Genomic DNA, 14,255 nt, shown 5'->3' with positions numbered 1-14,255 from the left:
GACAGGATTCTCAGGTTTCAGGCTGCGCTTTGATGCCATTCCCGAGCCAGGAGAGAGTAGCAATTCAAGTCATGGTAGCGGCCTGCCCAGAATGCCTGCTCGCGATGCACGCCTTCGAAGCGAAATCCAAGTCGCGTGGCAAGGCCAATGGAAGCGATGTTGTCAGGATGGGTTTCGGCCTGAATCCGGTGCAAATGCATGACGTCGAACCCGTAGTCGAGCACGGCCGTCAGTGCTTCGCGCATATAGCCTTGGCCCTGGCAATCCCGTGCCACCTCATACCCGATCACGCAATTGTGCCAGCTCTTATTCCAGCGAAACAGGCCGCAAGTGCCGATCAGGCGCCTGTCCGCAAGGCGCTCGAGCCCCCAGCGATAACCGGTTCCGGCAGGGAACCAGCTTGCGAACAATTCGGCCAGTTGATCGGCCTGTCTGAGTTCAGTCACCGGGTCGACACCGTACCACTTCATCCACTCCGCATCGGAGTGAATGGCGAACAGAGCTTCCGCATCAGAGGAACGGATTTGCCGAAGCCTGAGACGCGGTGTGGCGAGTACCGGAAAGGACGGGTGCATTTTCATAAAGGGCGGGCAAGTGGCATCAGGTTGGACATCACGTCCCGTGAATTTTACCGCCGCAGTTACGGCCGAACGGCTGTCCCCATGAGCGGGGATCTTGCGCTGCATCAGCCTTCCACACGCTGATCGCCGGTGCCCGGCCGAAATGCCGGTATGCATGCGCAGCAAGGGCGACAGCAGATTCGGCAATCATCAGGTCGAATTTGCGGCGATCCCTTCCAATGCTTCCTGCTGCTCAAACCACTCGGCTTCCAGTTGCTCCAATTCCCTGGCCAGATAAGCCTGGTCGAGAAGAAGCGCTTTCAGCTCCTCCTTGTGGGCGTCATCGTAGATCGCTGGAACCGCCAGTCGCTCATCCACGGCCTGCTTGCGCTGGTGCAGTTTAGCCATCTGCTCATCCAGTCGCTTGATCCGTGCTTCGATCGGTTTCTTCAAAGTTGCGAGCCGCTGACGTTCTTCCGCCTCCAGGCGGCGCTTCTCTTGCCTGTTTTCGCGTGGTCCCGCCTGGCTCATGCTGCGATCAGCACCGCTATTGGCCCCGTCTTTCCCCGTAGTAGTGCCATCGGCCTTGTTCAGCTTGGTCTTGAACAGCCAGTCGCGATAGTCGTCAAGATCGCCGTCGAAGGGCTGCAGCCGGCCATCGGTCACGATCATGAATTGGTCGGTGGTTGCACGAAGCAGATGTCGATCATGGGATACCAGCAGCAGCGTTCCCTCAAACTGGGCCAGCGCCGTTGTCAGGGCTTCCCGGGTTTCGAGGTCGAGATGGTTGGTGGGCTCATCGAGCAGCAAAAGGTTCGGCCGCTGCCATACGATCAGTGCCAGCGCCAGGCGCGCCTTTTCACCGCCGGAAAAAGGGGCGATCGTGGCCGTGGCCATCTCCCCCGGAAAATTGAAGCTGCCCAGAAAATTGCGCAACTCCTGCTCGCGCACGTCGGGCGCGATGCGGGACAAATGCCAGAGCGGCGATTCGTCATGCCGCAGCATCTCCACCTGGTGCTGCGCAAAATAACCGATGACGAGGCCCTTGCCGAGATGCGCCTTGCCTTCCAGTGGGGGCAGCTCCCCGGCAATGGTCTTGATCAGCGTCGATTTGCCGGCGCCGTTGACGCCCAGCAGGCCGATGCGCTGGCCACTCTGAAGTGAAAAATTGATACCGGAAACGATCGTCCGGGACGCTTCCAGTTCTCCGTCTTCCGTTGTGATTCGATAGCCGGCATCCACATCTTCCATTACCAGCAACGGGTTTGGCGCCGAAAGGGGCTCGCGGAATTCGAAGGAAAATTCCGCGGCAGCCCTGAGCGGAGCCAGTTCTTCCATCTTCGCCAGCGCCTTGACACGGCTCTGGGCTTGTTTCGCCTTGCTCGCCTTCGCCTTGAAGCGGTCGATGAAGGATTGCAGGTGCGCGCGCTGACGCGACTGCTTCTCGAACAGCGCCTGGCTTAATGCAAGGTGGGCGGCGCGTTGCCTTTCGAAAGCCGAGTAATTTCCGGCATAGCGCTTGAGCTTGCGTTCGTCGATATGGAGGATCACATTCACCACACCATCGAGGAAATCGCGGTCGTGGGAAATGATGAGCAGGGTACCGCTGTAGCGCTTGAGCCAGTCCTCCAGCCAGATGATGGCATCGAGGTCGAGGTGGTTGGTCGGTTCATCGAGCAGCAGCAGGTCGGATGGGCACATCAGGGCTTGCGCCAGATTGAGGCGCATGCGCCAGCCGCCGGAAAAGCTTGCCACGGGCTGCTGCATTTGCTCGAGCGAAAATCCCAGGCCGATCAGCAATTGCTCGGCGCGCGAGCGTACGGTATAGGCGTCAGCATCGGCCAGTGCGGTATGCAGCTCCGCGATGCGGATTCCGTCGGCCTGGCCTTCCGGCAGTTGTTCCACCCTTGCCAGCTCAGCTTCCAGGCGACGCAGGTTTGTGTCGCCGTCGATCACATATTCCAGCGCGGGACGGTCCAGCGCAGGTGTCTCCTGTGCCACATGTGCGAGCTGCCAGCCTGATGGAAAGCTGACTTCTCCCTGGTCTGCATGCAAATCTCCGCGCAGCATGGCAAACAGGCTCGACTTGCCTGCACCATTGGCGCCGATCAGGCCGATCTTTTCGCCAGGATTGAGCGTTGCATCGGCTTGCTCGAGCAGCGGCTTGATGCCGCGCGTCAGGCTGACATTCTGAAAGCGGATCATTGCAACTGTTCCGCGCTCAGCAGGAAAACCATGTCGTCGCCTGCGCTGGTCGACAGCCAGGTAAGTTCATGCTCGGGAAAAGCGGCTTCGGCATGCGCACGCTCGTTTCCGATCTCGACGATCAGCAAGCCATCCTTTTTCAACCGCTGTCCGGCACAAGCCACAATCCTGCGCACCAGATCCATGCCATCGCTGCCGCCCGCCAGGGCAAGCCGAGGCTCATGCTGGTACTCCTGCGGCAATTGGGACATCGATGTGGAATTGACGTAGGGCGGATTGGTGACGATCAGGTCGTATTTTCGTTTCGGCACGTTGGCGTACAGGTCCGATTCGATCAGGTTGATCCGATCTTCCAATCTATAGTCAGAAACATTACGCTGCGCAACCGCCAGGGCATCCGGCGAGATATCGACCGCATCCACATGCGCGTTCGGGAAGGCGTCGGCCAGCATGACGGGCAGGCAGCCGGAACCGGTGCAAAGCTCGAGGATGTGCGTGACCGATTCCGGATCAGTAATCCAGGGCGCAAACTGCTCGGGGATCAACTCGGCGATGAAGGAGCGGGGGACAATCACGCGCTCATCGACATAAAAGCGGTAATCCCCCAACCAGGCTTCATGCGTGATGTAGGCGGCGGGCAACCGGTCGGTTGCACGGCGATCGATGACCTTGAGCACAGTGTCGATTTCTTCCGGGAGCAGGCGGGCATCGAGGAAAGGATCCAGCTTGTCCAGCGGCAGTTTGAGAGTATGAAGAAGCAGGTAGGCTGCTTCGTCAAAGGCATTACTGCTGCCATGCCCGAAAAACAGTTGCGCGGTATTGAAGCGAGTTACTGCGTAACGCAACAGGTCACGCAGGGTTGAAAATGGATGTGCGGTCATGACGGAACCTATGGAATGCGGCAGAAGTATCCACCGCGAGGAGTTGGCCTCGCCAGGCGAGGCTGGTCCGAAAACTACAGCAGGAGATTTTCCAGCGTGCGGCGGTAGATGTTCTTCAATGGATCGATGAAGCGAATTTCGATATGTTCATCAATCTTGTGAATGCTCGCGTTCGGCGGCCCGAATTCGATGACTTGCGGGCAGATCTGTGCAATGAAACGCCCATCGGAAGTGCCGCCCGTCGTGGACAGCTCCGCCGTCACACCGGTTTCTGCCTTGATTGCCGCCGTGACTGCATCGCTCAAGGCGCCGCGCGGCGTGAGGAAGGGCAGTCCGCTGACAGTCCACTTCAAGTCGTATTCCAAGCCATGCTTGTCAAGGATGGCATGCACGCGCCGCTGCAAGCCTTCGACAGTGCTGGCAGTCGAAAACCGGAAATTGAAATCGATCACCACTTCGCCCGGGATCACGTTTGATGCGCCGGTGCCGCCATGGATATTCGAGATCTGCCAGGACGTTGGCGAATAGTATTCATTGCCGTCGTCCCATTTTTCGGCAACGAGTTCCGCCAGCGCGGGCGCCGCGAGATGGATAGGATTCTTTGCCATCTGCGGATAGGCGATATGGCCCTGGATGCCCTTGACAATGAGCTTTCCGGACATTGAACCACGGCGGCCGTTCTTGATCATGTCGCCGAGCTCTCCGGTGGATGTAGGTTCGCCGACGATGCAGTAATCGAGTTGTTCGCCGCGGGCCTTCAGTTTGTCGCACACTACGACCGTGCCATCGGTCGCCGGTCCTTCTTCGTCACTGGTAAGGAGGAATCCGATCGAGCCCTTGTGGTCGGGATGGGCTGCAATGAATTCTTCGACCGCCACTACCATGGCGGCGATCGAGGTCTTCATGTCGGCGGCGCCGCGTCCGTACAGCTTGCCGCCGCGTTGTGTCGGAGCAAAAGGGTGGGATTGCCATTGCTCCAGCGGGCCGGTCGGCACGACGTCGGTATGGCCGGCAAACACCAGCAAGGGCTGCGCATCGCCTTTGCGCGCCCAGAGGTTGGTGACTTCGCCGGATTGAATCGTCTCGCAGTGGAATCCGAGCGGCGTCAGCAACTCGGCCAGGCGCCGCTGACAGCCTTTGTCATCCGGGGTCACTGAGGAAAGGGCGATCAACTCTTCGGTGAGCGCAAGCGTCTTGCTCATGTTCAGTTCTTGAAAATCTGTTGGTAAAGTGCGTCGGAAAAACCGACATGGATTTTGCCGCCGCTGGACAGGACCGGGCGCTTGACGATGGAAGGAGATTCCAGCATCAGGACTGCGGCACTTTCCGCATCGGTGACGGATGCCTTGCGTTCCTCGCTCAGCGCGCGCCAGGTCGTGCCCCTGCGGTTGACGAGCGTTTCCCATTCGACTTCGCCAAGCCAGGTATCGACCAGTTCGCGACTGAGACCGGCTTTCTTGAAGTCGTGGAAGTGATACGCGATGCCTTTTTCGTCCAGCCAGGTACGGGCCTTCCTGACCTGGTCGCAGTTAGGGATGCCGTACAGGGTCGTCGTCATTGCCTTACACGTTCAGGGTGAATTCGGTGAATGTCGGGCCGTCATCCTTCTTTTCTTCGGGCTCCGGTTCGGCCTGCTTGTTGGTCTGCGAATTGTTGAGCAGCCAGTACAGGTTGGTTGCGGAATCCGCATTGGCGAGCGCTTCTTCCTGGGTGATCACGCCTTCGTGGATCATCTGGATCAGCGCCTGCTCGAAGGTTTGCGAGCCGGGCGACATGCTCTTTTCAATGGCTTCCTTGATCTGGCTGATTTCGCCCTGTTCGATCAGTTCCGCGATGTGGCGCGAATTCACCAGTACCTCGACCGCCGGTCGGCGCGTCTTCTCGACGGTCGCCACCAGCCGCTGCGAGATCACGGCCTTGATGGTGCCGGCGAGATCGGGCAGCAGGGAGGGGCGGGTTTCGATCGGATAGAAATTGATGATGCGGGTCAGTGCCTGGTAGCTGTTGTTTGCATGCAGGGTAGCCACCACCAGGTGTCCCGACTGGGCGTAGGCAAGCGCGGCCGACATGGTTTCCCGGTCGCGAATTTCACCGATCAGGATGCAGTCCGGCGCCTGACGCAGCGCATTCCGCAGCGCAGTTTTCAAGTCTTCCGAATCGGTGCCGATCTCGCGCTGGTTCACGATCGATTTTTTGTTCCTGAACAGGAATTCGATTGGATCTTCCAGCGTCAGGATATGCCCCGACTTGAGGGCGTTCCGATGGTCGAGCATGGCTGCAATAGTGGTCGACTTGCCGGAACCGGTGGCACCGACGACCAGGATGAGGCCGCGCTTTTCCATGATGATCTCGGACAGCACCGGCGGCACATGCAGGGTTTCGAGCGGCGGGATGTCGCCGGGGATGTAGCGGAACACGGCGGAGAAGGTGCCGCGCTGACGGAAAGCCGAGAGGCGGAAGCTGCCGACCCCGTCGACCGGAATGCCCATGTTCAGCTCGTTGCTGCTCTGGAGTACCGCCAGCTGTACCGGCGTGACCACCTGGCCCAAGAGGTTGAGGATGGTCGCATTGTCCATCTTCTGCTGGTTGATCGGGACGAGGTTGCCGTTGATTTTGATGTGGACCGGCGAGCCCACCGACATGAACAAGTCCGACGCTTTTTTGTCCTTCATCAGCTGGAACAAGCGATCCATCGCCATCATGCTCTCCTTTTGTCAGCGCACGGCAAGGCGTGCAATCACGCGTCGCGCAGCAATTCGTTGATGCCGGTTTTAGCCCGCGTCTTCGCATCCACGCGCTTGACGATCACCGCGCAATAGAGGCTGTACTTGCCATCTGCGGACGGCAGGTTGCCGGACACCACGACCGAGCCGGCCGGAATGCGGCCATAGCTGACTTCGCCGGTTGCACGGTCGTAAATCTTGGTTGACTGGCCGATGTAGACACCCATCGAAATCACCGAGTTCTCTTCGACGATCACGCCTTCCACGATTTCCGAGCGCGCGCCGATGAAGCAGTTGTCTTCGATGATGGTCGGATTGGCCTGCATCGGCTCCAGCACGCCGCCGATCCCGACGCCGCCGGACAGGTGGACATTCTTGCCGATCTGCGCACAGGAGCCGACGGTGGCCCAGGTATCGACCATGGTGCCTTCATCGACGTAGGCGCCGATATTCACATAGGATGGCATGAGCACAACGTTTTTCGCGATGTAGCTCCCGCGGCGGGCAACGGCCGGCGGCACCACGCGGAAACCGCCTTTGGCGAAATCGTCCGCGGTGTAGGTGGCGAACTTGGTCGGTACCTTGTCATAGAACTGCATGTTGGCACCGGCCGGCATCGGCACATTGTCTTCCAGGCGGAAGGACAACAGCACTGCCTTCTTCACCCACTGATTTACGGTCCAGTTGCCGCTTTCCTTTTGCGCCACGCGCAGCGTGCCCTGGTCGAGCTGATGAAGTACATGGGCAACGGCGTCACGGACTTCCGCAGGAGCGGATTTCGGCGAAAAATTGGCACGGTCTTCCCAGGCCTGATCAATGATCTGTTGAAGTTGTTGAGTCATCTGGATGGAGTATCGGTTTGGTTAATGAATCTTGGCGAGCTTTTGAGTGAATTCGACGATGCGCTGAGCGGCTTCCAGGCATTCGTCGACCTCGGCCACCAAAGCCATGCGGATGCGATTCTGGCCCGGATTGGCGCCGTGCGCATCGCGTGCGAGATAGCTTCCTGGCAAAACCGTCACATTATATTCGGCATAGAGGCGCTTCGCGTACTCGGTGTCCGAGATGGGAACGCATTTGTCGACTTTCGCCCACAGGTAGAAACCGGCGTCGGGCAGCGCGACATCCAGCACTTCCTGCAGCATCGGCGTGATCTGCTTGAACTTCGCAATGTATTTGGCGCGGTTCTCCGCGACATGCTGTTCATCGTTCCACGCCGCGATCGATGCAGCCTGAATTGCCGGGCTCATCGCGCCGCCGTGGTAAGTGCGGTACAGCAGGAATTTCTTCAGGATGACGGCATCGCCGGCGACAAATCCGGAGCGCATGCCCGGTACGTTCGAGCGCTTGGACAGGCTGGAAAATACGATCAGGCGCGGATAGCCGCTGCGCCCCAGCTTGTGCGCCGCTTCGAGCGCACCGAGTGGCGGTTCGTCCTTGAAGTAGATTTCGGAATAGCACTCATCCGCGGCGATCACGAAACCGTAGCGGTCCGACAGGGCAAACAGTTCGCGCCAGTCGTCGAGGGTGAGAACCGCGCCGGTGGGATTGCCGGGCGAGCAGACATAGAGAAGCTGGACCCGCGCCCACACGTCGGGCGGAACGCGACCGTAATCCGGCGCGAAATTGCGCTGCGGATCGGAATTCACGAAATAGGGGGCGGCTCCCGCCAGATAGGCCGATCCTTCATAGATCTGATAGAAGGGGTTCGGACACATGACGAGTGCGTCGCGGGCAGGATCGATGACCGTCTGTGCCAGTGCGAACAAGGCTTCGCGGGAACCGTTTACCGGCAAAACCTGGGTGGCCTGATCGGGCGGCGGCAATCCGTAACGGCGTTCCAGCCAGCCGGCGATCGCTGTGCGCAAGGCGTCCGAGCCGGCAGTCGTCGGGTAACTTGCGAGCCCGCTCAGATTGGCGGCGAGCGCTTCCTGGATGAAGGCCGGCGTGGGGTGTTTGGGTTCGCCGATGCCGAGGCTGATTGCCGAAAAAGCCGGATTGGGGGTGACTTCGGAAAACAGTTGCCGCAGTTTTTCAAACGGATAAGGCTGAAGCTTGTCGAGAAGTGGATTCACGGGATTGATGGGAAGAACGGAAACAATTGAGGGGCTAGCTGATCAAACGCGGCATTATACCGCCCGCTCTCAAGGGCGTTTCGCCAATGCTTGCCTGTCAGTAAATGCTGTCCAGCAACCCTAAGATGATATGATAAGCCCCTTTCAGGGGACCGGGTCAGCGTCCATAGCTTGCTCGTTTGAGCGCAGCATTTGTCTATACATCTGCTTACTCCAAGAATAGTCGATAAAGTGCGTCTAACTTCCATCAAATTATCGGGATTCAAATCCTTCGTCGATCCCACCAACTTCCAGGTACCCGGCCAGCTGGTCGGCGTAGTCGGTCCGAACGGTTGCGGCAAATCGAACATCATCGATGCGGTGCGCTGGGTGCTGGGCGAATCCAAGGCGTCCGAGTTGCGCGGCGAGTCGATGCAGGACGTCATTTTCAACGGGTCTACGAACCGGAAACCTGCCGGCCGCGCCTCGGTCGAGCTGGTTTTTGACAACAGCGACGGTCGCGCCGCAGGCCAATGGGGCCAGTATGCGGAAATCGCGGTCAAGCGCACGCTGACCCGCGATGGCACCTCGACTTATTACATCAACAACCAGGCGGTGCGCCGGCGCGACATCCAGGACATCTTCCTTGGCACCGGCCTCGGGCCGCGCGCATACGCGATCATCGGGCAGGGGATGATTTCGCGCATCATCGAAGCGCGCCCGGAAGAGTTGCGAATCTTCCTCGAAGAAGCCGCCGGCGTGTCGAAATACAAGGAGCGTCGCCGGGAAACCGAGAACCGGCTGCATGACACACGCGAAAACCTTACGCGCGTCGAAGACATCCTGCGCGAGTTGAACGCAAACCTCGAAAAGCTCGAGGCACAGGCTGCGGTGGCGCAGAAATTCCGCGAACTGCAGGCCGACCAGGATGAAAAGCAGAAGCTGCTGTGGCTGCTGCGCAAGAACGAAGCCAAGGCCGAGCAGGAAAAGTTTTTCCGCGATATCGAAAAGGCGCAGATCGAACTGGAAGAGCAAACCGCCAAGCTGCGTCATGTCGAGGCCGAACTCGAACACATGCGGCAGGCGCACTATGCGGCTGGCGACAGGATGCACCAGGCGCAGGGGCATCTGTATCAGACCAATTCCGAAATCGGCAGCCTGGAAGCGCAGATCAAGTTCGTGATCGAGTCCCGTACCCGCCTGCAGGCGCAGATCAATTCCTTGACTGCCCAGCGCGATCAATGGCAGCGCCAGGGCCAGCAGCAGCAGGAAGAGCTGGTCGAGGCCGAAATGCGCCTCGAAGAGCATGCGGCCCGAGTCGAGCAGGCGCAGCAGGCGGCGCAGCAGCAGAGCGACCAGTTGCCGGCGCTGGAGCAGGCATGGCGCGAAGCCCAGCTCAAGACGACTGAATCGCGCGGCAGGATCATGCAGGTCCAGCAGCAGATCGAGCTGGAATCGGCCCACCAGCGCAATGCTTCCAATATCCTTGCCGGCCTGGCATCCCGCAGGGAGCGGCTGTCGCAGGAAAAGAATGGCATGAGCATGCCAGACAGCTCGCACCTGTCCAACTTGGAGCTGCAGCTGGAAGAAAAGCAGGCGGCACTGGAAGAGGCGCGGGTACAGCTGGAGGCGGCACAGGAGCAGCAGCCGAAGCTTGAGGAAGAGCGCAATGCCGCCCAGCAACAGGTCAATGCCGAGCTGGCCAACAATGCACAGCTCGAGGCGCGCCTGAGTGCCTTGAAGCAGCTTCAGGAAAACGTGCAGACGCAGGGCAAGGTCCAGCCCTGGCTGAAGAAGCATGAGCTGGGCGATCTGCCGCGCCTGTGGCAGAAGTTGCACATCGACCAGGGCTGGGAAACCGCGCTGGAGTCGGTCCTTCGCGAGCGTACTTCTGCGCTGGAAGTGTCCAACCTCGACTGGGCCAAGGCATTTTTCAACGATGCGCCGCCAGCGAAGCTGGCCTTGTACAGCGCGAATGCTGGCGCTGCAAATGCGGCGCCAGCCGAGGCCGTGCCGGGGCTGAAACCCTTCATCAACCTGCTGCAGCTGAACGATCCCGGCCTGCGCGTCCTGATGCAGGACTGGCTGCAAAACGTATTTGCCATCGAGGATGCGGCGGCGGCATTCGTCGACCGCGCCAAGCTGCCAGTCGGCGGCTGCTTCGTTACCAGGCAAGGCCATGTGATCGGCAAGTCGAGCGTGCGCTTTTACGCTTCCGATTCCGAGCAGGACGGCATGCTGGCGCGCCAGCAGGAAATCGAGAATCTCGCCAAGCAGTTACGGGCCCAGCAGATGCTGGCCGAGGAAGCGAAATCGCGCGCCATCCGGGCCGAAGCGGCATTGTCGCAGGCCACGCAGCGGCTGCAGGAGTTGCGCCAGCGCGTCACGGCGCTGACCCAGGCGGCGCATGGTTTGCAGATCGACGTGATGAAGCTGTCGGAAGTCCAGGAAAGGTTCAATCAGCGCAGTGCGCAGATCGAAACCGACCTGGCCGAAATTGCTGCCCAGGAAGCGGAGCAGCAGCAGATCAAGGCGGAATCGGAAGCCAGGTTCGAGCAGCTCGATGCGGAGCTGGCGGAATTGCAGGAAAGCCATGAGCAAGGGCAGACCGATTACCTGTCGAAAGAGCAGCAGCTCAATGATGCCCGTTCACGCTTGCGCGAACTGGAGCGTGCGGCACAGGAAGCGGAATTTGCCGAGAAGTCGCATCGCAACCGGATCGAGGAACTGAAGCGCAATATCGCCACTGCGCTGGAGCAGGCGGCCCAGTTGTACGAGAACATGCAGCAAGGCCATCTGGAGCTTGAAAGCCTGGATGACCAGGCGGCGCAAGCAGGCCTGCAGGCCTTGCTGGAGAAGCGCACCGAGCAGGAACGCGCGCTGGCCGATGCACGTCACGAGCTTGACCAGCTCACGCAGAAACTGCGTCATCAGGAGGAGCTGCGCCTGCAAAGCGAACGCGGTCTGCAACCGCAGCGCGAGCGCATCATGGAGCTGCAGCTCAAGGAACAGGCGGCTCGCCTCAACCAGGAACAATACGCGCAGCAACTGGCGGAAGCCCAAGCTGATGAAGCGCAGCTTGCCGAGAAGCTGAACCCGGACATGCGGCCATCCTACCTGCAGGGCGAAGTAACCCGGCTGACGAATGCGATTGCTGCACTCGGTCCGGTCAATCTCGCCGCTCTGGATGAGCTGGCACAAGCGTCGGAGCGCAAGAATTTCCTTGATGCGCAGAACGCCGACCTGACCGAGGCGATCAACACGCTCGAAGATGCGATCAACAAGATCGACAAGGAAACCCGCGAGCTGCTGCAGGAAACCTTCGACAAGGTCAATCGCCACTTCGGCGAATTGTTCCCGATCTTGTTTGGCGGCGGTAATGCAAAGCTGATCATGACCGGGGAAGAGATTCTCGATTCCGGCGTGCAGGTCATGGCGCAGCCCCCGGGAAAGAAAAACGCAACGATTCACTTGCTGTCGGGCGGCGAAAAGGCGCTGACCGCAACGGCGCTGGTGTTCTCGATGTTCCAGTTGAATCCTGCGCCGTTCTGTCTGCTTGACGAGGTGGACGCGCCGCTGGATGACGCCAATACCGAGCGCTTCTGCAACATGGTCAAGCGCATGTCGTCGCAGACCCAGTTCCTGTTCATTTCCCACAATAAGATCGCGATGGAGATGGCACAGCAGCTGATCGGCGTAACGATGCAGGAGCAGGGGGTGTCGCGTATCGTGGCGGTGGATATGGAGTCGGCCGCGAATCTTACATCCGAAGCGCAGGCGGCCTGATTTGAATCAAGGCAAGATGGTCGCCCGAGGAATCCTCATATCCTCGGGCCCGAGGTGTAGTTCTGTCAGCTGCCTTGGACTAACCATAAGGATGGAGTCCTGATTCAATGGCGCGCCGAACGCGCAAGTGCCGCCCGCTTCTGGTAGTAAGCCACATTCAGCTGTGCCTCCCGGGCACGTTGCAGCTCAACGTCGGCGCAAATCAGATAATGGCGCTCGGCGCGCTGCAGCCACCAGTTCTGGATGCTGCGGAAAATCGGACTGATCGACAGCATGGCGAGCTCCTGAAATTTGAATTCCCTCGATCCCATAACGCCACTTGTGCCGCTGGCGCGGATGCCGAGAGAGGATTTGTCGAGGCTTGCATAGGCCAGGGTACGTTTATCTTTCGGCCGGTACGGGTTCAACGGTTCTTCCTTGCCGAAAAAAAAACTTGTGCGGGTTTTTGTCGCACCTTCCTTATAATCATTCTTCATGCAATCCTCCGTGTTAGAAAGGTAGGAAGTCTTGAATGCACGCTTCCTCTTGACCCTGGCTTCTCGCTGAAAAGAAACGTCCTCGGCAGAAATTTCCAGCAAGATCGTTTTCTCGATGATTCATATTTTATTAGCGAGCGGTATGTAGCCGTATTGACAAGAGTCAACCGTAAGTTTCTGTAACCCATGGGTTGCGGGGCTACTTTGTTTCACGAAAAAAAGATTGCGCACAAGGAATTATTTTTCGGCGAATTCATGACTTGGATAGACAGTGACAGGATAGTCGCACGGTATCCCTTGGCACGGTTGCCCCGTCTGTGCGTAATGAAGCCGTATTGGTTGCGGGGGCAATAGGGCAGAATAGACATCGTTCTATGCAGATTTTTATGCATGGAATGAAATGATGTTTGCTTTACAGCTGCGCATCATTGCGCAATATCGGCACTTAGTATGGATATCCGGATTTGAGGTATTAATGGCATGACAGACTTACAGGCAAGCCTCATCGCAATCGGCGGTACCATCGTGGCCGCTGTCATTACCTACAACAAATGGCAGGAGTACAAGGCCAGAAAGAGCGTCGAGAGGGTTTTCGGTTCCGAGCATGACGATGTGCTGATGAAGCCGGCTGCATCACTTGTGGAGGACGAGCAGCCGCGGCAGGAACCGAGCTTCGCGCCGGAGCAGATGCCGATCGCTCCGGAGCCGGTCATGCCGCCGGATCTGTCCAATCCGGCTACGGTGGAGGCAGTACCTTCGCAACGCGTACCTGTCAGGGACCTCCCCATCGATGAACTGATCGACTGTTGCGTTCCGCTGGCGCTCGAAGGTCCGGTACGTGGCGACAAGGTCCTGGCGAAGCTGCAGTCGCTGCGGCATGTGGGCAACAAGCCGGTGCATTTCATCGGGCAGCTCGAGGATGGCAACTGGGAGCCGATCACCTACCGCAGCATTTATTATGGATTGCGCGCAAGCGTCCAGCTTGCCAACCGCAGTACCCCGTTGACCGAACTGGAATATTCCGAATTCATTACCCGCCTGCGTCAGATTGCGGATGAAATGAATGCCGAACTCGATGTTCCGGACATGGCGGAAGTGATGGCGGCTGCACGCTCGCTCCACCAGTTCGCGACCGAATACGATGCCCAGCTCAGCGTGAACGTTCAATCGAATAGTGCGCCATGGGCTGTCAATACCCTGCTTTCCGCTCTGGAACGCCAGGGTTTCGACTTGCGACCGGACGGACGGCTGGTCATGCCCGACGGCGAGGGAGGTAGCCTGTTTTCGCTTTCGGTAAACGCGCCGCTGGCAGCGGAGACCACTTCACGGCTGACCTTGCTCCTGGATGTGCCGCGCGTTGCACCTGCTCGTGACGGCTTCGGGGCAATGACGGCCTGCGCGAAGATGCTGGCGGCGAGGCTGGACGGAAAGGTCGTCGACGATGACAATCAGCCTTTGGCAGACGCGGCCCTGGAAGAGATCGCTGCCCAGGTTTATGCCTTTTACGGCCAGATGGATACGGCGAATGTTCCGGCCGGTTCGACGCGCGCATTGCGGCTGTTCAGTTAAC

General features: G+C 59.1%; 11 protein-coding genes. 2 read left to right on the top strand and 9 right to left on the bottom strand.

Annotation, left to right across the window (positions count from 1 at the left end; genetic code table 11):
- Positions 1-17: 17 nt before the first annotated feature.
- The 8 genes from HGHM_RS08505 to dapC form a co-directional block, all read right to left on the bottom strand.
- Complete coding sequence (locus HGHM_RS08505; RefSeq protein WP_026075826.1) at positions 18-581, bottom strand: GNAT family N-acetyltransferase; 564 nt, start codon at positions 579-581, stop codon at positions 18-20.
- A gap of 189 nt (positions 582-770) precedes the next feature.
- The gene (locus tag HGHM_RS08495) at positions 771-2,765 is read right to left on the bottom strand and encodes an ATP-binding cassette domain-containing protein (RefSeq protein WP_019141096.1); all 1,995 of its coding nucleotides are present in this window, start codon (positions 2,763-2,765) and stop codon (positions 771-773) included.
- Positions 2,762-3,646 (bottom strand): 50S ribosomal protein L3 N(5)-glutamine methyltransferase, encoded by an 885-nt coding sequence (gene prmB / locus HGHM_RS08490; protein ID WP_019141095.1) that lies wholly within the window; start codon positions 3,644-3,646, stop codon positions 2,762-2,764. Before prmB ends, HGHM_RS08495 begins: the two co-directional genes overlap by 4 nt.
- Before the next feature lie 74 nt (positions 3,647-3,720).
- The gene (dapE, locus tag HGHM_RS08485) at positions 3,721-4,848 is read right to left on the bottom strand and encodes a succinyl-diaminopimelate desuccinylase (RefSeq protein ID WP_019141094.1); all 1,128 of its coding nucleotides are present in this window, start codon (positions 4,846-4,848) and stop codon (positions 3,721-3,723) included.
- 2 nt (positions 4,849-4,850) lie between these two features.
- Positions 4,851-5,204 carry an ArsC family reductase gene (locus HGHM_RS08480; protein WP_019141093.1) on the bottom strand — a complete coding sequence of 118 codons (354 nt, stop codon included), beginning with the start codon at positions 5,202-5,204 and terminating at the stop codon, positions 4,851-4,853.
- Between the two features lie 4 nt (positions 5,205-5,208).
- Entirely contained in the window at positions 5,209-6,345 is a 1,137-nt protein-coding gene (locus HGHM_RS08475) for a PilT/PilU family type 4a pilus ATPase (RefSeq protein ID WP_019141092.1), read from the bottom strand.
- A gap of 38 nt (positions 6,346-6,383) precedes the next feature.
- Positions 6,384-7,211: a 2,3,4,5-tetrahydropyridine-2,6-dicarboxylate N-succinyltransferase gene (gene dapD / locus HGHM_RS08470; RefSeq protein ID WP_019141091.1), complete on the bottom strand. Its 828-nt coding sequence runs from the start codon at positions 7,209-7,211 to the stop codon at positions 6,384-6,386.
- A gap of 21 nt (positions 7,212-7,232) precedes the next feature.
- On the bottom strand, positions 7,233-8,444 hold the full coding sequence (dapC, locus tag HGHM_RS08465; protein WP_019141090.1) for a succinyldiaminopimelate transaminase: 1,212 nt from the start codon (positions 8,442-8,444) through the stop codon (positions 7,233-7,235).
- A gap of 231 nt (positions 8,445-8,675) precedes the next feature.
- Between dapC and smc the strand changes: the two genes are divergently transcribed.
- Positions 8,676-12,209 carry a chromosome segregation protein SMC gene (gene smc / locus HGHM_RS08460; RefSeq protein WP_019141089.1) on the top strand — a complete coding sequence of 1,178 codons (3,534 nt, stop codon included), beginning with the start codon at positions 8,676-8,678 and terminating at the stop codon, positions 12,207-12,209.
- Positions 12,210-12,313: 104 nt separating this feature from the next.
- On the opposite strand, the gene HGHM_RS08455 is transcribed toward smc, so the two are convergent.
- A complete protein-coding gene (locus HGHM_RS08455) occupies positions 12,314-12,787 on the bottom strand; it encodes a hypothetical protein (RefSeq protein WP_019141088.1) in 474 nt (157 codons plus the stop codon).
- A gap of 378 nt (positions 12,788-13,165) precedes the next feature.
- Here HGHM_RS08455 and HGHM_RS08450 point away from each other — a divergent pair, with 378 nt between their 5' ends.
- Complete coding sequence (locus tag HGHM_RS08450) at positions 13,166-14,254, top strand: cell division protein ZipA C-terminal FtsZ-binding domain-containing protein (RefSeq protein ID WP_019141087.1); 1,089 nt, start codon at positions 13,166-13,168, stop codon at positions 14,252-14,254.
- The last annotated feature ends 1 nt before the right edge of the window (position 14,255 follow it).

The organism is Noviherbaspirillum massiliense JC206, from assembly GCF_000312045.1.
GTDB classification, from domain to species: domain Bacteria; phylum Pseudomonadota; class Gammaproteobacteria; order Burkholderiales; family Burkholderiaceae_D; genus Noviherbaspirillum; species Noviherbaspirillum massiliense.
The sequence above is the reverse complement of the archived record's forward strand: the minus strand, read 5'-3'. Positions and strand labels throughout refer to the sequence as shown.

What these genes read in the sequence shown, in the direction of transcription:
- HGHM_RS08505 (WP_026075826.1), bottom strand. Translation starts at nt 581, where the DNA reads ATGAAAATGCACCCGTCCTTTCCGGTACTCGCCACACCGCGTCTCAGG.
- HGHM_RS08495 (WP_019141096.1), bottom strand. Translation starts at nt 2,765, where the DNA reads ATGATCCGCTTTCAGAATGTCAGCCTGACGCGCGGCATCAAGCCGCTG.
- prmB (WP_019141095.1), bottom strand. Translation starts at nt 3,646, where the DNA reads ATGACCGCACATCCATTTTCAACCCTGCGTGACCTGTTGCGTTACGCA.
- dapE (WP_019141094.1), bottom strand. Translation starts at nt 4,848, where the DNA reads ATGAGCAAGACGCTTGCGCTCACCGAAGAGTTGATCGCCCTTTCCTCA.
- HGHM_RS08480 (WP_019141093.1), bottom strand. Translation starts at nt 5,204, where the DNA reads ATGACGACGACCCTGTACGGCATCCCTAACTGCGACCAGGTCAGGAAG.
- HGHM_RS08475 (WP_019141092.1), bottom strand. Translation starts at nt 6,345, where the DNA reads ATGGCGATGGATCGCTTGTTCCAGCTGATGAAGGACAAAAAAGCGTCG.
- dapD (WP_019141091.1), bottom strand. Translation starts at nt 7,211, where the DNA reads ATGACTCAACAACTTCAACAGATCATTGATCAGGCCTGGGAAGACCGT.
- HGHM_RS08450 (WP_019141087.1), top strand. Translation starts at nt 13,166, where the DNA reads ATGACAGACTTACAGGCAAGCCTCATCGCAATCGGCGGTACCATCGTG.